The organism is Variovorax sp. VRV01, assembly GCF_014852545.1.
Classification (GTDB): domain Bacteria; phylum Pseudomonadota; class Gammaproteobacteria; order Burkholderiales; family Burkholderiaceae_C; genus Variovorax; species Variovorax beijingensis_A.
The window spans coordinates 84,627-101,911 of the sequence record NZ_JACVBS010000020.1 but is presented as its reverse complement, the minus strand read 5'-3'; the positions used below and the strand labels follow the sequence as shown (position 1 = coordinate 101,911).

Here is a 17,285-nt window from a genome sequence, read left to right as displayed (position 1 = left end):
AAGTTTCTGCGCCTCGTGCAGTGCGGAAAGGCTACGCTGACGTTTTGAACGGCTGTTGCTCTTGCGCAAAGCACAGGTCGGCAACGGGTTCGTCGCGGCGGCAGCGCGACGGACTACAGTCGGCCAGGAGCCGACGTTCGACGGCGTCTCTCAGTTGCGCCGGTTTCCTTCATTTCACCGAAACAAGAACATGCCCAATTTTGATGATGCGTGGCCTTTCGAAGACGCTCCGAATCTCGCATGCTTCACCGTGAAGTCAATCATGGGCGAGGCCGCACCAATTCTCCTCGTGTACCACGATGAGGACGATGGCGCTTGGCAGATGCTGCCCGACAATGGTGCCGATGTTTCAGCAGCGATGATCGTGGCGCTGGAGCAGTTGTTAAGGCTGGACGAGACTCTGGTTGAACTTGCAAACCTGCCATTGGGATGGTCTGCCTGGAGGGAAAGCAAGACTTCACCATGGATACGCCAGGCCAAGTCGGAAATGCCTGTTTAATTGAAAAGCTCAGCTGTCGGCCCCGAAGGAGACGTTCGTGAAGCGCCTAGCTTTCCTTCCGAATGCTGCACCAAATTTCGCTTTTCTCTCGCAAACACCCCATGACGGAAAACATTGACGCATTTGCCGGACAGCCTTCATGGAAACGTCCGCTGCCTGGCGCAGGTTCTAGTCATGTTTTGGTTGATCTAAAGGATGAAATAGATGTCCGCTTCATATGCGATGTACTCACCGACTTCATGCAGCGAACCGCAGGTCGTCCACTTCCGAAGTTCTCAAGCAGATTTCCACCCGTTTCACCCCAGGCTTGTCTAATCTACTTGCTGACTTCGGGTGATGACACAGTCTTGTTGCAGCAGTTCTTTGGCTCCTTTGGTCATTCTCCGGTGCCGGGCCTCAGAACTCAAAGTCTAGGAATCGGAGGAGGTCAGAGCATCAGATTCATTGATCTTGCGGAACCAGGAGACTCGACAGCCTATCTTGAACTAGATGCAAGGAGCGAGGTTACTTTGGTTCGCGGAGCGGAGCGTGTCGAGCGACCGCGACCAGATCTGGCGCTTGAGTTTCGGTTCAAGCCACCCAGGCGCCAGCCGCGTGAGAGGCAGTTCCTGTTCGATCTTTATGTCAGCAGCTACTCACCGACAACGGCATGGTTGGCCACACACCTCTCGCCAAAGTGGTGGTCGATGAATGACGCATACGAAACGTTGCGAGCCGCGCGCCAGCAATCGAAAGATTAGTAGCGGCCACAAACCGCCATTCGAGACAGCCGCCCAGTTCACGATAATTCTGGCATGACACCGTTCCAGATCGCGACAAGAATTCGCACCTCAATTGTTGTGACCAGGAAAGCCTCCTTTCACCGGCACGCACTGTTAACCCTCTGTGGTTTCTTGCTGGCACTTGGGCAATCCGCGCGCGCACAAGCGCCCACACTGGGCTTCATGCAGTTGCCGCAGCCTGGCGTTGGACTCGTCACAATCTTCTATCCGTCTTCGGACCCAGAGATGCCTGCCATACAGGGACCGTTCAAGTTGTCATGGGCTGCCAACGGTCGCGTATCCAGGGGCAATGGACACCTCGTTGTGATCTCGCATGGCTCGGGCGGAAGCCCTTGGGTGCACGCGGACTTGGCGCGAGTTTTGGTGCAACGGGGATTTACGGTCGCCTTGCCTCAGCACGCAGGCGACAACTACCTCGACCCATCGGAGCCTGGGCCTGCGAGTTGGATCAAGCGGCCGATCGAAGTTTCTCAGGCAATCGATGTCGTCGCCGGCACCCAATCACTGGCGGCTAATTTGCGCCTTGATTCGGTAGGCCTGTTCGGAGGGTCCGCTGGCGGACATACGGCCTTGTCGATGGCCGGCGGCAAATGGTCAAAGGCGCGCTTCAGGAATCACTGCGAAAAGCACACCAGAGAAGATTTCTCATCTTGCGTCGGTTTCTTCACACTGCTCAACAGCGACTGGCTGGACAGCCTAAAAATTTGGCTGGCGAAGGCCGTAATCGCAGCGCGCTTCTCCGACGATGCAATTCAAAGCGGCTTCGACCCGCGAGTCAAGTCCGTGGTGGCAATGGTCCCCTTCGCCGCGGACTTTGACCCAGCGAGCTTGAAGCAGCCCTCGACTGCGCTGGGACTCGTTATCGCGGACAAAGACATCAACCAGGTGCCCCGCTTCCACGCGGAAGCAATCCTCGCGGCATGTGAACCCCGATGCGAAGTCGTTATGCGTATCCCGGAAGGTGGCCACGGTTCGATGCTCTCGCCCATGCCTCCCTTGGAGACTGGCGGCGTGACGCAGCGCCTGCTGAGTGACCCGCCCAATTTCGACCGGGGTCAGGTGGTACCCGCACTCAATTCGCGAATCGCAGATTTCTTCCTTCGGACCTTGGCTTCTACGCCTTAGCCTTTGGAGCCGACGAGGACGCGCTTGCTTGCGCCCAAACGGCCGCACTACCGAAGGTCTGAGAGACTGGTATGGGCCCCGCGGCGCCGACCGCCCTTCGGCTACAGTCGGCAAAAGAGCCGGCGCTTAGCGTCCAATCCACATGAAAAGGCAGTATGGATTCGCCACTAGGAACAGACATCATCTACGCCAGAGACATGCAAAAGGCTACCGCTTTCTATGCCCGGCATTTCGGCTTCCTCACAAATGGTGAAGTCATCGAGGGCCTGATCGAGCTGAAGCATCCGGGCGGGGGCGCTGGCATGCTCATTCATCAAGCAGCCAAGTCCGTGAAATTTGGCCAAGTAGGGGTGAAGCTGAGCTTTCATGTGAAAGACGTGGCAGCGTTTGCCGCGCAAGCCAAGTTACGAGGGCTCTTATTCGGTGCCGTGCACGAAGCCAACGGGTATGCGTTCGCGAATGCCAAAGACCTCGACAAGAATTCCATCAGCATCTCGAGCCGAGCGCATCGGACTAACGCGATTGGCGGCAACTGACGGCCAACATCGGACGTTCAGTCGTCGGCCAGAATCCAGTCATGAACCGACATCGGCCCAATTCCCATGGTCATTGACGAACTCCTCAGTCTGCTCCCACGCCCTGCCCGGCTGACCGAGCAAGGCACCACGGGTCAATGGGGTGCCGTGACGTCCAAGCTTGGTGGCCCGTTGCCTACCGACTACATGCAGTTCATTGACCACTACGGTTCGGGGACCATCAATAGTTTCTTGACCGTTCTCAACCCTTTCAGCGCGAACCCACATGTGAACCTGCTGGACCAGATGTTCATTCAGCTCTCGGCGCTGCGCGAACTCCGGACCAGCTATCCGGAGAACTTCCCATTCCCGCTCTTCTTTGAGCCAGGCGGCCTCCTGCCATGGGCTATTTCGGATGATGGCGATTTGTTCTGCTGGAGCACCGTCGGCGCAAGTGGTTTGTGGGAAGTCGTCACGGTGCCACGCAGTGATTCGCCCGAGCATTTCAAAATGGGCATGGCGCAGTTTCTTGCGCGAGGGCTGGCTGGCCAAGTCAAGTCATCAGCGCTACCCCTACACTTTGCCTCGGCAGCGGGCTCATTTGAACCGCATGCCGCTTAGGGCAAAGCTCGGCCAGAACCAGACATTCGCCCATACCTCTCAAATGCTTGACGCGCTCGTCTCACCATTGTCTTGTCTTGGCGCCGCTGTCGGCTTGGCGCTCGCGGCGGTGGTCAATTGGGCCGCGCCGGTCGACGTCGACACAGTTCAGGCCGGGGCATGGTTGGTGGGCATCGGTTGGGTTGCAGGCCTTGCGTGGGACCTCATAGGTCGCGAGAGCGCCAAGTAGCCGCCCTCGACAACCGTTGCGGCCTCAGCAGGAAAGGCAGAATGCGGGCCATGACCCGACCTTCGTAATGACGGCGTGGTCGATGGGCAATTCCCATCGGGCCCGCTCCACCGCGAAGGCGAAAGAAGGCTTCTGATCAACCGCGCAAAGATTGGAGTTTGATGGCTACCTGGAAAGGTCGACTTCTCATGTTCGCTTTGGGTTCAGCCATTGCGGGTATCGGCTACCTGATGTGGGGCAGCGGCGATCGGACTGGCTTCTTGATCGGTCTCATCGGGTGGGCTTGCATTGTCATGAGCACCGTGCTGCCGAACAGCCTCTTTGAGAAGGCCGTCAACTTTATCGGCCGATTCTGGTAAAGCTCCCGATCATGGATGCAACAGCCGTCACCGACCAGTACCTGGCCTTCGCGTTCACCACCAAAATGCCAAGTCCCATGCGACCGATCAGTTGCGGCGGCGGATCCGGCTCCGTGAGAGCAAGCTCGAATCTGCTTCAAGCAGCTCGCGGCCGCCTGATTTCAGCCAGCACCAGAAGTGCTGCGCCTGCAGTGATGGCGCAATCGGCTACGTTGAAGATGGCGAAGTCGTAGACGTCGCGCCAATGAAGATGGATGAAGTCGACCACATGTCCCTGCCACGAGCGGTCGATCGCATTTCCCAGCGCGCCGCCGAGCACAAGTGCCAAGGCCGCTCTGAACAGCAGCGTTCCGCCGGGCTGCACCAGCAGTTTGAGGATGAATGCAGCCGCCCCGATGGCAAGCGCCGTAAACAGCCATCGCTGCCAGCCCGAAGCGTCGGCCAAGAAAGAGAAGGCGACGCCCCGGTTGTGCGCCAGGACGAGATCGGCAAAGGGCGTGATGGGAAGGATTTCGCCCCCGCTTAGGAATCGTGTGGCGAGCGACTTCGACGCTTGGTCTAGCAGCACAACGGTGAAGGCAATGCCCAGATAGGGCACCAGCCGAGCCGCCGCGGCAGATATGCCTTCGCGGCGCCTGTCAGCAGACACGATGATCGTCATTGAGGGGTTCTCGTGATGTTGCCGGGCGGGGCCTCTGGGGGTACAAACATTCGTGGCCCACCCCGACGGTCGATTGCCACCGGCGCGGTTCCAGGCGGCATTTTCCCGTATGAGCGCGAGCCGACGAGCGAGTTCCTCCAACCAAGCGCAAAAAAATTCCCAGGGGCGTTTGTGAAGCGGGGCCTTGCCGTACAGCACAGTTATCAGATGCCAAAGGGGGCACCTCGCGTTGGTGTCACCGAGTGGACTGCCGACCGCCCATCGTTTGCAGTTCTGTGTCTCGGCCTTCGCCGCGCCGACTGCAGAGAATGAGCCCCCGCAATCGAGGCGAGCAGAGCGGTAGCTCCGGGCCCGTTCACGATGGAAGCGCGACCAGCTACAGTCGGCCACAACCGGAGATCGCGCCGCTTGGGCTGGCTTCGCGACTACGTCGACGTGGTGAAACGCTTGCAAAGCACCGCGCTATCCCCGGGGTTTGCCATACGCGGATGCGGTGCTTGGCCAATTCGCACCTTGGTCAAACTTCCGAACGCTCTACTACCACTTCGCTGATCTGCACCACGGGTTGAATATCCGTGTAATTGGCGATGTCGCCCCTGATCTCCTGCTGGTGCTGGCCAGAAGCTGCCCGATAAGCTTCGACAGAAGTACAGACGAATTCGCATTTGGCTACGTAAACAGGGTCTATGCCTGGGGCGCGCCCTGAGATGCCCTTGTCCACCATGTAGTACAGACATGCAGCGCCGAGCAGCCGTTTCATCATTGGCATATGCGTCTCGCGGTAGTAAGCGTGATCGAATCGGACGTCTCCGGCATACGGGTACATGACACTGACTTTGATCATCGAGAGTTCTCCTGTTGTTGCACGGTAGTCAATGCGCCGACGCCTCGCCCAGAAGCGGCCTCAAGCCGGGAATCGTGCGCCCGCCTCTTCCAAGGGCATGCGGAGCCCGTTCGTCAGGTAGCTGACGGTGCGATAGAAGCCAGCCAGCATCAGCAGTTCAATGATGGCTTCCTCGGTAAAGTAATTCCGCAACTCGTCCCACAGTCCATCGTCGATGTCGGAATGCTCGTGCAAAGAGTCGCAGAGGCGCAGAAGGACATGCTCCTCGGCTGACCAGCAGGCTTCGTTCCCCGAAGCCGTGACGGTCGCCAGGACCTGCTCTGGCGTCAGGCCAGCGAGCCCTGAGAAGGCCGTGACGTGGATGCCCCATTCATATTCGGATTTGCACAATGCCGTTGTGCGATGTATCACGATTTCGCGCTGTCGGATACTCAAGTTGCCTTTGTCCAGCAACCCGCCGGCAAAGAACTTTTGAAATAGACGAGCGTCGCGTGCCAGCGTCGTGAACAGCCGAAGAGGGGGCTGTCCCTTCATCAGCCTGTCGAGTGGCCTGGAAATGTCCTCACCAAATGGTGGCGTTGCTGGCTCAATGCGTGCGGGCATACGGACTCCTGATTCAATGGCCGCGCTATCGTAGGCTTCCTGCTGTATAAAGTAAAGCATGACGACACCTCGTATCGGCCAACCAGTTCGCGGTTCCACCACCGGCCGTCCCATCATGGTTGCTCTGGACCTGCTGGGACGGCGCACGGCGCTGCGCGTGCTCTGGGAGCTGCGGGAGGGCTCGCTGACCTTCAGAGCCCTCCAAGACGCGTGCGAGACGAACACCAGATTGCTCAACACGCGGCTCACTGAACTGAGGGAAGTCGACCTTGTCGAACATGCCGAGGGTGGCTATCGACTAACGGACGAAGGGCGCCGTCTTGCGAAGGCGCTGAAGCCGTTGTCAGCTTGGGCGGACCAGTGGGGGCATGGAAAGCGATGAGAAAGTGACTCGCGCCATGGAGTGCCACTGCGCCTGTCCGCAGTGACCGCTTTGCATAGGGCCAGACTTCCGCTCAGGGCCCGAGGCCGCCGGTCGCCTATCTCCAAAGCCGAAGTAGCGAGCTCTCGAAGCTGGTTTTCGCAGAGCGCATTTCTGAAGCCACAGCCAAGCTCGGCGGCCACTGCAGGACCTGATAAGAACATCGCCCCATAAGGAAAAGGAAAACGCGAAGGCAGTTCATTCGGCCGAGCACCCCAGCGCGAGCTTTCTCTAAAGCGGCGATATCTTGGCGCTCTTCATCATCTGCCCTGTCAACTCGACTTCATGCCGGATAACCTGCAGATAACCCTCGGGTGTCGAAGGCGAAACCTGGCTACCCAATTCGCTCAATGATGCGATCACCTGGGGGTCCTTGAGCATTTGGCTGAAGACCTCGTAAACACGCGCCGCGATCGCATCGGGCGTGCCCGCGGGCAGCGAGAGCCCGCCCCATGACGTCAGTTGCACGCCCTGCACGCCTTGCTCGGCCAGCGTTGGCACGTCCGGCAGGCTGGCGTTGCGCCGCGTGCCGGCAACGCCCAGTGCCTTGAGCTTGCCGGCCTTCACCTGCGGGAAGGCCACCGCGAAGATGGGCATGCCGAAGCTCACCTGCCCGCCCAGCACGGCGTTGACCAGTTCGGACGCGCCCTTGTACGGTACATGGGTGGCGCTGATGTCCGCGGCATTGAGGAACAGCTCCACGCCAAGATGCGACGGCGTGCCCACGCCGCCGGAGGCATAGTCCAGCTTGCCGGGGGCGGCACGCGCCTTGGTAACGAGGTCCTGCAGCGTCTCGATGCCCGACGCCGGGTTGACGACCAGCAGCACATCCGACGTGGTGAGCCGCATGACATGGCGGAAGTCCTTCATCACGTCGTAGCCGGGACTGCGGTACATCAGCACGTTCGCCGCCATGGGCGCGGCGGAGTAGATCCATGTGTACCCGTCGGGTGCGGCACGGGCAACCTGGCGCGCGCCGATGTTGCCGGCGGCGCCGCCCTTGTTTTCGATGATGACGGGTTGGCCAAGCAAGCGGCCGGCGGACTCGGCGAGGATGCGCGCGCCGGTGTCGGGACCGGTGCCTGCCAGGTAGGGCACAACCCACTTGACGGGGCGGCTGGGCCATTGGTCGGCGGCCTTTGCGGCGTTCGCGAGCGGCAGCATAGGCGATGCAGCCAGCGCGCGGCAAAGCGCACGGCGTGAATGGTCGATGCAATCGGTAAGTTCGTTGTTCAATTTCGCTTGTCTCCGGATCTTTTTGCTTTGTGATTCGTCCTGGCCTGCCTACGGCGCCTCGCCGAGCAGCTCGCGCGCGATGATGTTCTTCTGTATCTCGCTGGTGCCCGTGAGCACGCGGTACATGCGAAGCATGCGAAACAGGAACTCCACACGCCGGCCCTGCACGATGCCTTCGCCTCCGTGGATCTGCACCGCCGCGTCGGCAATGCGAAAGGCCGCTTCCGAGCAGAAGAGCTTCGCCATCGACGCATCGGCCCGCGCATCGCCGCCTGCGTCGAGCTGGCGCGCGGTCGAGATCATCAGCGCGCGCGCCGCCGCCAGCTGCGTGGCCATGTCGGCCAGCGAATGCTGGATGGCCTGGAACTGCGAGATCGGGCGGCCGAACTGGCGGCGCGTGCGCGCGTAGTCGCGGGCATCCTTCAAAGCCACCGTGGCCAGGCCCACCATGCCGGGGCAGTGCAGCAGCCGGTTGACGGTGATCCGGCCCAGCGCCAGCGCCAGCCCGCGGCCCGGCTCGCCGATGAGGTTGGCGGCGGGCACGCGGCAATCGGTCAGCAGGATGTCGCCGGTGGTCGACTGGCCCGCCATGGTCTTGTAGCCGGCCTTCACCTCCACGCCGTCTTGGCGCAGGTCAACGAAGAAGGCCGAGATCTCGCGTCGTTCGGGGTTGTCGGAGGTGGACGCCATCAGCACAGCGTAGTCCGCAAAGGGCGAGCCCGAGATGAAGCGCTTGCGCCCGTTGACAACGTAGGTGTCGCCCTCGAGGCGCGCCTGCGTCTGCAGCGCGCCGGGGTCCGAACCGGCCTCGGCCTCGGTGAGCGCGAAGCAGATGGCCTTCTCGGCCTGCGCCACCGGAACGATGAAATTCGCGAGCTGCATCGGCGTGGCATAGCGCGCCAGCGCTCCCACGCGCGGCGGGCCGCTGAGTTCTCCGAACACATGAGGTGCCAGAGGCGAGCCGCTCGCGTAGATCGATTCCTTGATTAACACGTGGTCGAGCAGCGAGAGCCCCAGGCCTCCCATCTTCGTGGGCAGCGTCATGCCGTAGAAGCCCAGTTCATGCGAGCGTCGCCACACGCGCTGCAGCGTGGCTTTGTCGGCACCGTGCTCGTGATCGATGCCTTGCTCGCGGACCAGCGCGGCCAGCTCGCCGTCGATGAAGTCACCGATGCGCGCAATCAATTCGGCCGCGCGTTCCGAACCTTCGAACGGTCCGTCGAACAGCGGAGAGCGCACGCTGGAAGCAGCGGTGGTCGCGCCCGTGGGCCCGGATGCAATGGTTTGCGTGGTCATGGTTGTGCGGCTTCTCAGTTCACGCGGCGGTCGTGGCCCACCCAGTACGGCGACTGGATGAGCTTGCGCGCGATCTTTCCGTTGGTGTTCTTCTGCAGTGCCTCGACAAACTCGATGCGGCGCGGCCGCTTGAAGCCCGCAAGCCGTTCGGCGCAGAAGGCATCGAGCGCGGCCGCGTCCGCGGCCGAGCCGGCCTTCAACACGATGTGCGCGGCCACGGCCTCGCCCCACTTGTCGTCGGGCACACTGAACACGCACGCTTCATCGACCGCGGCGTGCTGGTACAACACCGCCTCGACCTCCGACGGGTACACGTTGAAGCCTCCGCTGATCACCATGTCCTTCTTGCGGTCGACAATATAGATGTAGCCGTCGTCGTCCACACGTGCCAGGTCGCCCGTGTGGTAGCAGCCGTTCTTCAGCACCTCGGCCGTGAGCTCGGGAGCGCGCCAGTAGCCCGCGAAGACATCGGCGCCTCCCACCACGATCTCGCCGATCTCACCGGCGGCGACCGGCTGGCCTTCGTCGTCGACGATGTCCACCCGCGACTCGAGAAACGGCCGCCCGCACGATGCCAGCCGCTCGGGCATGGCGGCCCTCGCGAACAGGTGGTCTTCAACGCTCAGGCCGCACACGCCCGAGGTCGTCTCCCCCGCACCATAGCCTTGCGAGAGCACCGGGCCGAACACGTCCATGGCCTGCATGATGCGAGCCGGCGCCATCGGCGCGGCGCCGTAGCCCAGGCGCCGCAGGTCGGGCAATGGGCGGTAGCGGCCCTGCACCTCGGCCAGCAGCATGTTGATCATGGTCGGCACCATGAAGGTGTGGGTCACGCGCTCGCGCTTCATCTCCGCGATGAAGCGTGCGGGATCGAAGCCGCTGAAAAGCCGGATCGTGGCGCCGCTGCACAGCGCCGGCACCAGCTGCATGCCCGATGCGTGCGTGATCGGTCCCACCAGCCCCAGCAGGTCGCCGGGCTGAAGGTTGTCGGCGCGCATCAGGAACTTGCGCAGTTGCGCGAGGCGGTTGCCGAAGGTCTGCATCGCGGCTTTGAGCACGCCGCTGGAGCCCGAGGTGTAGTGCAGCACCGCGAGTTCGTCGGCGCTCACCCGTGCGGGTGTGAAGCGGTCGCTGGCGCGAGAAAGCGCGCCTTCGTATGACGTGGGGGAGTCTTCCGCGGCGTCGAGCAGCAGCAGGCGCGGCGCGCTCTTGAGCTGCGGCAAGAAGCTCTCGGCGCGTTCGGCGGTGGTGACGATCAGCGTCGCCTCGCTGTTCGCGATGACCTCGGCCACTTCGACCGGCGCCAGCCGCGCGTTGATGGGCGCCTTCACGAGCGCGGCCTTGTAGCACGCCAGTTCGAGCTCGACGATTTCGATGCAGTTCGGCAGGTACACGCCCACCCGGTCGCCGCGCTGCAAGCCGAGGCCGCACAGCGCGTTGGCCAGACGGTTGGAGCGCTGCTCAAGTTCTTCGTAGGTGGCCGAGCGCTGCGCGCTGGTGACGGCAAGCCGCTTCGCGTGGATGCGAGCGGCACGGGATGTGAGCTCGCCGACGTTGGCGATCTCGGGGGCTGTGGTTTGCAAGTTGTCTCCTGGATGTCCGAGCCACGGCACGGGATGGAGACGACTTTGGCAGCGGAAGGCGCGCAACAACAAATACGGATTGCTGATGCGCGGCCATCAAAAGAGTTGATGGCCCTGCCAACTCGGGGTGCCCGGCGCTATGGCTTGCCTGACGCTCCTGGTGCGGGCCTCTCTCCTAACAGGAACTCCGCCTCCCAGCGGCCCGATGCGATCATGCGGCGCGTTTCTTCGACGAGCACGTCCATCACTGCCCGGGTCGCGGGGTCGGGCTCGCGCGTTGACGGGGTTGCAAGAAAGTAGGTGCGCGCCAGTTCGGGACGCACCACGCGCGCCACCAGCCACCGCTTGCCGCCCGCTGGTGCGTCGCCCAGGGCGCAGGCGGGAGAAAAGGTGAAGCCCGCGCCCGCCAAATACAGCGAACGGATCACGCGAGCGGAATCGTGCTCGTGCGCGATGTTGAGCTCCAGGCCCAGGTCCGACGCAGTGCGCTCGACCTGCGCGCGAATGCTGAATCGGCGCGATTGCAGCACCAGCGGGAGGCCGGCCGCACGGGCGAAGGGCATCTCGGGCCTCGGCACCGTAGCCGCCTTGCGCTTCTTCGATGCACCGGTGGCAGGCTGCACGGTCATGGCCGCAACCTTGCCGTCGGCGTCGTAGCCGCAGACGAACATCGCCTCTCGCGCAAGTGGCTTCACATCGAGCCCGTTCACTTCATCGCTGTCCACCAGGATGCCGATGTCCGCGCGCCGCTCGACCATGGCCTTGCGCACCATCAGGCTCAGGTCGTCGATGACGAACACGCGAATCCGAGGATGCCTTTGTTTCAGCCGCGCCAAGGCCGGCCCGAGCAGCAGCGAGGCTAGAAGGAAAGGTACGGCCACCGTGACCGAGCCCTCGGGCCCATCGGGCGTGCGCTGCAGGCGCTCGCGCATCGCGCTGGCGTCGGACAGCAGCTTGCGCGCGTCGTGATAGAGCTGCAGCCCGGCCGCCGTGGGCGTGACGCCGACGTGCGAACGCTCGAAGAGCTGCGTGCCAAGCTCCTCCTCAAGCTTCTTGATCTGGGCCGTGAGCGCGGGTTGCGCCACGTACAGCGCACCCGCGGCGCGCGAAAGACTGCCCGCTTCCAGCACGGCGATGAAGTAGCGCAGCGATCGGAGTTCCATAAGCCCTGGATTCTCTACCCGGCGCCGGCAGGGCCCGCCGGCCGGCATGCAGGTGCAGCGCACATCGATTGGACCACCGGCTGCGAATACGTCGCCGCGAAAACTTCAAAGCGGCCGTTCACCGATTTCAAGTTCGCTTCGCAGACCAACGGCAAGGCCGAGGGGTTCATCCAGTCCGCGCGACGCGTGTGGGCCTGCGGTTGGACTTCCAGAACTCAGCCCAGCGAACCGATGCCCTGGCAAGCTGGCAGCACCCCTCAGTGCCCGGTCATGGCCGACCGCTGGCGATCAGGTCTTCCGCGGCCCTCGTCAGATGGATGGCTTGGGGGCAACCCGCAGCACAACGGTGAAGGCGATGCCCAGATAGGGCACCACCACTTTTCACTCGGGATATGCGTGTGGCGGGCCACAACCAGCTCGCGCGACTCAGGCTGACCAAGTGCTCGGACAAGCTGCCTTGTCCGCCCGGCGCAGGCCCCTCACCAACTCACGCGCACACCCACCGAGGCATTGAGCCCGCTCTTCACGCGCGTGCCGCCCCCTGAGGTCCAGCGCTTGCCGAGCTCGGCATAGACCGTGGTGCGCCCGCCCACCGCCAGCGTCATGCCGCCCGCGAGTTCGGTGCTGGTCGACCCCGCATCGCTGCCGATGACCGTGCTGCTGCCGCCGAGGCTCAGGAACTGCGCCGCGTCGACCCCGCCCGAGGCGTGGAACACGTCGATGCGGCCGTAGGGCTGCAGCCTGCCGGCGGCGGTATCGATTCGGCCCTTGAGCTGCAGGCCCGCACGCACCACGAGGCCGTCGTCGGGGCGACTGCCGCACCCAGGCACCCGGAATCGACACGGGGTCGATCTCCAGCCGCTGGTGGTCGAGTAGTTCCAAAGAATTAAAAATTCAACTCAGATGCGCGGGGGCCGAACGACAGAACCGAGGCTGCGGCTTCGCGAGACGGTCATCAGCGAACGGCCGGTTTGGTCCGGTACGCCCCTGCGGGCCGGTCCAGGTCCTTCGACTTCTTCCCGTGCCGGCGAACCCACCGCCAGACCGAGTCAATCCACTGGGAGAAGGAAGCAACGTCGTATGCCAGTCCACCGGGGGCAGCGAAGTCCTTTGCCCAGAACAAGCGGCCGGAGACACCCGACAGCGAATTGCTGCGCGTCATGTGCAGCAGCGGGGCGCCGTCGGCATTCGACACGTAGCGCCAACCGACGCTGTTCGGATCGTGGGCTTGCTCGCCCACAGTTCCGTATTCGGGCGTCCACGCAAATGCCGTATTCCAGATTGCATAGGTGTGATGCCCCTTGAAGATGGGATGGAAGCCGTCCACCCACAGCTCTTCGATCGTGGGCGCAAAAGCCTCGATCAACCGGATGTCGGCCGCGCTGCGCAAGAACGCGACGAAGTCCTTCTCGTCCGCTTCATTCATGGCAATCTGGAGTTGCTTTCCCACCATCGCTTCCCGGGATTCGAGTCAATTTCTGGACGTCGGCGGCCTGCGCTCGCACGCCGGCGGACCGAGGGCCGCCCATCTGCCAAGGTCAGTTGGCCGCAAAGCAGTACATCAGCCCGGCGCTGCCGCTCATTTTGAGCTGGTCGACGCTGCAGCCGCGCGTACCGTGCGAGGAGTTCCACGACGCGTTGGCTACCGGATCGGGATTGGTGCCCTTGTGGTCGTGGTGACCCACGATGGCGGAGCCGCCGTCGCTTCGGGTCCAATTGCCGCACGTGGTGTCCTTGCCGGGTTCGGGCACGGCCACGGTTCCGTCAGGGCGCGAGCCGGTGAGGATGTCGTGGCGGTTGACCGGATCGCCGAAGCCGGAGACAACTTCGCCCTTCTCGGTCAACGAGGTGTCCTTGCCCACCTTTGCGTTGGCGCTGTGCAGGTCGGCCACGCTGGTGGCGACGACCACTCCCTTGGCGTTGGTCCAGGGGCCGGTGCCGATCCGGTCGCGCGCATTGACAGCCGGCTGTCCGTTCGCGGCGACGGTGCTCAAGTAAGCGCGCCAAGTCTTGTCGCCCGCCCCGGCACTCGTGGCCAGCGATTGGCAGAAGCGGTCGGCTCCGGCCAGGCCGCCGAGGTCGCCGCCCTTTCCGGGGTTGACGCTGGTGATGAAGAAGCTCATGGACTTGCCGCCCGATGACCCCATCGCTCCGCAACCGATGATCAGGGCGGCGGCGACGGCGGCGCCAGTGGAAAGAATGAAGCGACTGGGCATCGGAGACTCCTCGCAGTATTGGAGCCGGCAGGCTACCGCAGCATGGTGTCATCGGCAACCCACGCCCGTCTCCCACGCGGCGCTCGAGGTCGATATCGTCCCTGGGGCACTCGACCTCTGCCTTTGGCCGATGGTCTCCTCAGGCCCTTGGCCCATGCGGCAGCCTGGCGCTGGCGGCAATCTGCGCAGCCAGGAATTCCGCCTTCACAAAACCGTGCCGCTCTTGGAAGGCGACCGTCTCCGCCTGCATCAGTTCCGCATAGGTTTGCATGAGCATGCTCGCCTCAACGTATCGCGAGGCGCCCAGGTAGGCCTGGATGGCAGAGCGATAGATGGCGTAGTCGCCGTTCTCCTTCGCGCCTCCATAGGACAGCTTGAGTTCAGCGCGTGCTTGCCAGATGGGATCGTGCTCCAAGGCCGGCGCTTCGCCTTGCGCCTGCAGCCATCTGAGCGGCCTGGTCGCGCGACCTCCCAAAGACGGTGGAGCAATGATGGCTCTGATCGCAACTGCAAGCGCCTCATCGATGCGCCCTTGCCGAACATGCTGGGCCCACAGAAGGCAAAGTGCGTCCGTGTACTCGGGCAGAACGTCCAGTGCCCTTTCCAAGAGCTGGACAGCCTCTGCCACGGCTTGCGCCTGCACCTTCCGCTTCGCTTTCTCGAGAAGCGCCCGCGGGGAGCGCGGGTCCTCCATGAGGGAAGGCGGTTCAGGGTATGCGTCCTCAGCCTTCGCGAGCGCGACCAGGAATGAGGAAAGCGACGAGTACACCGGTTGGATCTGCCATGAATCGTGCCATGTCTCGACCACGATAGGCTCCCGCGCTTCCAGCCCGATGGGCCAGTAGAGCCCAAACGTGTCTCCATTGCCGAGCGCCCCCTCGGCCAGAGGTCGAAACCCCAACGGAGGGTACGGCGTCTCGTAGCGCCACGCCTGGTCAACGGTGACCTCTGCAATTTGCGGGGGGAGGAACATGGATGTGAGCGGGATGGTTGTTTGCTGGCAGCCCCATAGACCCGAGCATAAAGCTCGAAGGTTTTCATGAAAATCCTACGGCGTCGGCAGCCGGAACGCCCAGTCGGGTGGACGGTCGGTGCTGGCCGGCTCCAGGCACTGGTGGCCAAAGGCGTGCTTCATTGGCCGGCCGGAGCGCGAGAATGCGAGCAACAACACTGCAGGAGAACTCTTCTTGACGACCGTCGCCATCACCCCCGCAATCAACGTCAGCAACAGCAACGGCTTTGTCCTGTTTGGCGGCGTGAACGTACTCGAGTCGAAGGACATGGCCCTGCGTGCTGCCGAGGAGTACGTGCGGGTCACGCGCAAGCTTGGCATCCCATACGTCTTCAAGGCAAGTTTCGACAAGGCGAATCGCTCGTCCATCCATTCCTTCCGGGGCCCCGGTCTGGAAGAGGGCCTGAAAATCTTCGAAGCCGTCAAGGCCGCGTTCGGCGTGCCCATCCTCACCGACGTGCACGAGCCATGGCAGGCGAATCCCGTCGCCGAAGTCGTGGACGTTCTGCAACTGCCTGCGTTTCTCGCCCGCCAGACTGACTTGGTCGTCGCGCTTGCCAGGACGGGCAAGGTCATCAACGTCAAGAAGCCCCAGTTCCTGAGTCCGCCGCAGGTGCTCAATATCGTGGAGAAGATCAGGGAGGCGGGAAGCTCCCCGGTCATTCTGTGCGACCGTGGCACCTGTTTCGGTTACGACAACCTGGTGGTGGACATGCTTGGCTTCGGTGCCATGAAGAAGGTTACCGGGAACCTGCCCGTCATCTTCGACGTTACCCATGCCCTCCAGCAACGCGAGGCAAACGCCGCTGTCTCCGGCGGGCGACGCGAGCAAGTGGCTGAACTAGCGCGCGCGGGCCTGGCGGTGGGCTTGGCGGGCCTCTTTCTCGAAGCTCATCCTGACCCGGCGCAGGCCAAATGCGACGGTCCCAGCGCTCTGCCGCTGGACCAATTGGAGCCTTTCCTCGCGCAGCTGAAGGTGTTGGACGACCTGGTGAAGTCGTTCGCGCCTCTGGATGTCCGCGGCTGAACAGAGGACACTGCCGCGACGCACCCGCATGGGTGCCAACACAAGGCTGCAAATTCAACACGGGCGATGGAAGCCCGGGCCGCTCTCTACCGCTGGCTAAATGTCATGCCGCCCGCACGCGGCCCAATGAGTCACCGGCTCCAGGTGTGGTACCGCCGACAATCCGAGCATCAAATCGAGGTTCTGCACCGCCGCTCCCGCGGCGCCCTTTCCCAGATTGTCGAACACCGCAGCCAACAGCACCTGGCCCGTGCGCTCCTGCTCAAAAACCGCGAGTCGCAATCGGTTGCTGCCGTTGAGTGCCCGGGGGTCGAGCCGCCGCGCATCGACCTCCTTGTCGAGCGATTGCAGCTCGATGAAAGCTTGCCCTGCATAGCGCGCTTGAAGCGCGGCGTGCAAGCGCGCGGCCGTCACGCCGGCGGGCAGCAGGCGCAGATGCAGCGCCATCGTCAACACGATGCCTTGCCGATAATGGCCATACGCCGGCACGAACACCGGCGCATGTGCCAGGCCGGCATGCTGCTGGATCTCGGGCACGTGCTTGTGGTTCAGGCCCAGGCCGTAGACCTGGAAGGGCACCGCGGTGGCAGCGCCGGCGCCTTCATGATCCTCAAGGCCGGGTCGGCCCCGTCCTGAATAGCCCGACACCGCGTGAATGACCAGCGGGTAGTCTGCCGGCAGCAGGCCGTCATCGATCAACGGCTTGAGCAATGCCAGCGCCCCCGTCGGGTAGCAACCGGGATTGCTGACACGTCCGGCGCTGGCGATGCGCCCGGGCTGCGCAGCCTCCAGCTCCGGCAGGCCATAGACCCAGCCCGGCGCGGTGCGATGGGCCGAGCTCGCGTCGATCACCCGCACGCCAGGACGGCGCACCAGCGCCACGGCTTCGCGCGCGGCGTCGTCCGGCAGGCACAGCAATGCGATGTCGCAGTCGTTCAGCGCCTCGGCGCGATGGGCCGCGCTCTTGCGATGTTCGGACGGCAATTGCAGCAAGCGAAGGTCGGTCCGCCCCGCCAGCCATTGCCGCACCTCCAGGCCCGTGGTGCCTTGGTCGCCATCGATGAAAACGAGAGGGGTCATGGAGCGCTCCGAT

The 17,285-nt window shown here is 63.2% G+C and carries 20 protein-coding genes; 8 read left to right on the top strand and 12 right to left on the bottom strand.

Annotated features, from left to right (window positions below):
- Window positions 1-61: 61 nt before the first annotated feature.
- The 6 genes from IB278_RS27960 to IB278_RS27935 all read left to right on the top strand — a co-directional run bounded on the left by IB278_RS27960 (window position 62) and on the right by IB278_RS27935 (window position 4,130).
- Entirely contained in the window at window positions 62-499 is a 438-nt protein-coding gene (locus tag IB278_RS27960; protein ID WP_192326928.1) for a hypothetical protein, read from the top strand.
- Between the two features lie 101 nt (window positions 500-600).
- Complete coding sequence (locus IB278_RS27955; protein WP_192326926.1) at window positions 601-1,239, top strand: hypothetical protein; 639 nt, start codon at window positions 601-603, stop codon at window positions 1,237-1,239.
- A gap of 54 nt (window positions 1,240-1,293) precedes the next feature.
- Window positions 1,294-2,406 carry an alpha/beta hydrolase family protein gene (locus IB278_RS27950; protein WP_225613216.1) on the top strand — a complete coding sequence of 371 codons (1,113 nt, stop codon included), beginning with the start codon at window positions 1,294-1,296 and terminating at the stop codon, window positions 2,404-2,406.
- Between the two features lie 155 nt (window positions 2,407-2,561).
- Window positions 2,562-2,942 (top strand): VOC family protein, encoded by a 381-nt coding sequence (locus IB278_RS27945; RefSeq protein ID WP_192326924.1) that lies wholly within the window; start codon window positions 2,562-2,564, stop codon window positions 2,940-2,942.
- A gap of 66 nt (window positions 2,943-3,008) precedes the next feature.
- Window positions 3,009-3,542 carry an SMI1/KNR4 family protein gene (locus IB278_RS27940; RefSeq protein ID WP_145747113.1) on the top strand — a complete coding sequence of 178 codons (534 nt, stop codon included), beginning with the start codon at window positions 3,009-3,011 and terminating at the stop codon, window positions 3,540-3,542.
- A 390-nt stretch (window positions 3,543-3,932) separates the two neighbouring features.
- Entirely contained in the window at window positions 3,933-4,130 is a 198-nt protein-coding gene (locus IB278_RS27935) for a hypothetical protein (RefSeq protein ID WP_145747114.1), read from the top strand.
- 136 nt (window positions 4,131-4,266) lie between these two features.
- Here the strand turns inward: IB278_RS27935 and lspA are convergent, their stop codons facing one another.
- The 3 genes from lspA to IB278_RS27920 all read right to left on the bottom strand — a co-directional run bounded on the left by lspA (window position 4,267) and on the right by IB278_RS27920 (window position 6,238).
- Window positions 4,267-4,791 (bottom strand): signal peptidase II, encoded by a 525-nt coding sequence (gene lspA, locus IB278_RS27930; RefSeq protein WP_192326922.1) that lies wholly within the window; start codon window positions 4,789-4,791, stop codon window positions 4,267-4,269.
- 517 nt (window positions 4,792-5,308) lie between these two features.
- The gene (locus IB278_RS27925) at window positions 5,309-5,635 is read right to left on the bottom strand and encodes an EthD family reductase (RefSeq protein WP_192326920.1); all 327 of its coding nucleotides are present in this window, start codon (window positions 5,633-5,635) and stop codon (window positions 5,309-5,311) included.
- A 60-nt stretch (window positions 5,636-5,695) separates the two neighbouring features.
- Window positions 5,696-6,238, bottom strand: a complete 543-nt coding sequence (locus tag IB278_RS27920) for a carboxymuconolactone decarboxylase family protein (protein ID WP_192326917.1) — start codon at window positions 6,236-6,238, stop codon at window positions 5,696-5,698.
- Window positions 6,239-6,296: 58 nt separating this feature from the next.
- Between IB278_RS27920 and IB278_RS27915 the strand changes: the two genes are divergently transcribed.
- On the top strand, window positions 6,297-6,620 hold the full coding sequence (locus IB278_RS27915; RefSeq protein ID WP_125951901.1) for a winged helix-turn-helix transcriptional regulator: 324 nt from the start codon (window positions 6,297-6,299) through the stop codon (window positions 6,618-6,620).
- 270 nt (window positions 6,621-6,890) lie between these two features.
- On the opposite strand, the gene IB278_RS27910 is transcribed toward IB278_RS27915, so the two are convergent.
- The 8 genes from IB278_RS27910 to IB278_RS27875 form a co-directional block, all read right to left on the bottom strand.
- Window positions 6,891-7,823 (bottom strand): Bug family tripartite tricarboxylate transporter substrate binding protein, encoded by a 933-nt coding sequence (locus IB278_RS27910; protein WP_192326915.1) that lies wholly within the window; start codon window positions 7,821-7,823, stop codon window positions 6,891-6,893.
- 120 nt (window positions 7,824-7,943) lie between these two features.
- Window positions 7,944-9,191, bottom strand: coding sequence for an acyl-CoA dehydrogenase family protein (locus tag IB278_RS27905; protein WP_145747117.1), 1,248 nt, complete (start codon window positions 9,189-9,191; stop codon window positions 7,944-7,946).
- Between the two features lie 14 nt (window positions 9,192-9,205).
- Window positions 9,206-10,774, bottom strand: coding sequence for an AMP-binding protein (locus tag IB278_RS27900; RefSeq protein WP_192326912.1), 1,569 nt, complete (start codon window positions 10,772-10,774; stop codon window positions 9,206-9,208).
- A 137-nt stretch (window positions 10,775-10,911) separates the two neighbouring features.
- On the bottom strand, window positions 10,912-11,937 hold the full coding sequence (locus tag IB278_RS27895) for a LysR family transcriptional regulator (protein ID WP_145747119.1): 1,026 nt from the start codon (window positions 11,935-11,937) through the stop codon (window positions 10,912-10,914).
- A gap of 479 nt (window positions 11,938-12,416) precedes the next feature.
- Window positions 12,417-12,731: an autotransporter domain-containing protein gene (locus IB278_RS27890; protein WP_192326909.1), complete on the bottom strand. Its 315-nt coding sequence runs from the start codon at window positions 12,729-12,731 to the stop codon at window positions 12,417-12,419.
- A gap of 161 nt (window positions 12,732-12,892) precedes the next feature.
- The gene (locus IB278_RS27885) at window positions 12,893-13,363 is read right to left on the bottom strand and encodes a hypothetical protein (RefSeq protein ID WP_192326906.1); all 471 of its coding nucleotides are present in this window, start codon (window positions 13,361-13,363) and stop codon (window positions 12,893-12,895) included.
- 112 nt (window positions 13,364-13,475) lie between these two features.
- The gene (locus tag IB278_RS27880; RefSeq protein ID WP_145747122.1) at window positions 13,476-14,153 is read right to left on the bottom strand and encodes a hypothetical protein; all 678 of its coding nucleotides are present in this window, start codon (window positions 14,151-14,153) and stop codon (window positions 13,476-13,478) included.
- 139 nt (window positions 14,154-14,292) lie between these two features.
- The gene (locus IB278_RS27875; RefSeq protein WP_192326903.1) at window positions 14,293-15,126 is read right to left on the bottom strand and encodes a tetratricopeptide repeat protein; all 834 of its coding nucleotides are present in this window, start codon (window positions 15,124-15,126) and stop codon (window positions 14,293-14,295) included.
- A gap of 214 nt (window positions 15,127-15,340) precedes the next feature.
- On the opposite strand from IB278_RS27875, the gene kdsA reads away from it, so the two are divergent.
- Complete coding sequence (gene kdsA / locus IB278_RS27870; protein WP_192326900.1) at window positions 15,341-16,192, top strand: 3-deoxy-8-phosphooctulonate synthase; 852 nt, start codon at window positions 15,341-15,343, stop codon at window positions 16,190-16,192.
- 96 nt (window positions 16,193-16,288) lie between these two features.
- Here the strand turns inward: kdsA and argC are convergent, their stop codons facing one another.
- The gene (argC, locus tag IB278_RS27865) at window positions 16,289-17,272 is read right to left on the bottom strand and encodes an N-acetyl-gamma-glutamyl-phosphate reductase (RefSeq protein WP_192326897.1); all 984 of its coding nucleotides are present in this window, start codon (window positions 17,270-17,272) and stop codon (window positions 16,289-16,291) included.
- Between the last annotated feature and the right edge of the window lie 13 nt (window positions 17,273-17,285).

Excerpts from the sequence above, each read along its gene's own strand:
- IB278_RS27915 (WP_125951901.1), top strand. The coding sequence starts at position 6,297 with ATGACGACACCTCGTATCGGCCAACCAGTTCGCGGTTCCACCACCGGC.
- IB278_RS27950 (WP_225613216.1), top strand. The coding sequence starts at position 1,294 with ATGACACCGTTCCAGATCGCGACAAGAATTCGCACCTCAATTGTTGTG.
- IB278_RS27885 (WP_192326906.1), bottom strand. The coding sequence starts at position 13,363 with ATGAATGAAGCGGACGAGAAGGACTTCGTCGCGTTCTTGCGCAGCGCG.
- IB278_RS27945 (WP_192326924.1), top strand. The coding sequence starts at position 2,562 with ATGGATTCGCCACTAGGAACAGACATCATCTACGCCAGAGACATGCAA.
- IB278_RS27905 (WP_145747117.1), bottom strand. The coding sequence starts at position 9,191 with ATGACCACGCAAACCATTGCATCCGGGCCCACGGGCGCGACCACCGCT.
- IB278_RS27875 (WP_192326903.1), bottom strand. The coding sequence starts at position 15,126 with ATGTTCCTCCCCCCGCAAATTGCAGAGGTCACCGTTGACCAGGCGTGG.
- IB278_RS27880 (WP_145747122.1), bottom strand. The coding sequence starts at position 14,153 with ATGCCCAGTCGCTTCATTCTTTCCACTGGCGCCGCCGTCGCCGCCGCC.
- IB278_RS27925 (WP_192326920.1), bottom strand. The coding sequence starts at position 5,635 with ATGATCAAAGTCAGTGTCATGTACCCGTATGCCGGAGACGTCCGATTC.
- IB278_RS27935 (WP_145747114.1), top strand. The coding sequence starts at position 3,933 with ATGGCTACCTGGAAAGGTCGACTTCTCATGTTCGCTTTGGGTTCAGCC.
- IB278_RS27910 (WP_192326915.1), bottom strand. The coding sequence starts at position 7,823 with ATGCTGCCGCTCGCGAACGCCGCAAAGGCCGCCGACCAATGGCCCAGC.
- IB278_RS27920 (WP_192326917.1), bottom strand. The coding sequence starts at position 6,238 with ATGCCCGCACGCATTGAGCCAGCAACGCCACCATTTGGTGAGGACATT.
- IB278_RS27895 (WP_145747119.1), bottom strand. The coding sequence starts at position 11,937 with ATGGAACTCCGATCGCTGCGCTACTTCATCGCCGTGCTGGAAGCGGGC.
- IB278_RS27955 (WP_192326926.1), top strand. The coding sequence starts at position 601 with ATGACGGAAAACATTGACGCATTTGCCGGACAGCCTTCATGGAAACGT.
- argC (WP_192326897.1), bottom strand. The coding sequence starts at position 17,272 with ATGACCCCTCTCGTTTTCATCGATGGCGACCAAGGCACCACGGGCCTG.
- IB278_RS27940 (WP_145747113.1), top strand. The coding sequence starts at position 3,009 with ATGGTCATTGACGAACTCCTCAGTCTGCTCCCACGCCCTGCCCGGCTG.
- lspA (WP_192326922.1), bottom strand. The coding sequence starts at position 4,791 with ATGACGATCATCGTGTCTGCTGACAGGCGCCGCGAAGGCATATCTGCC.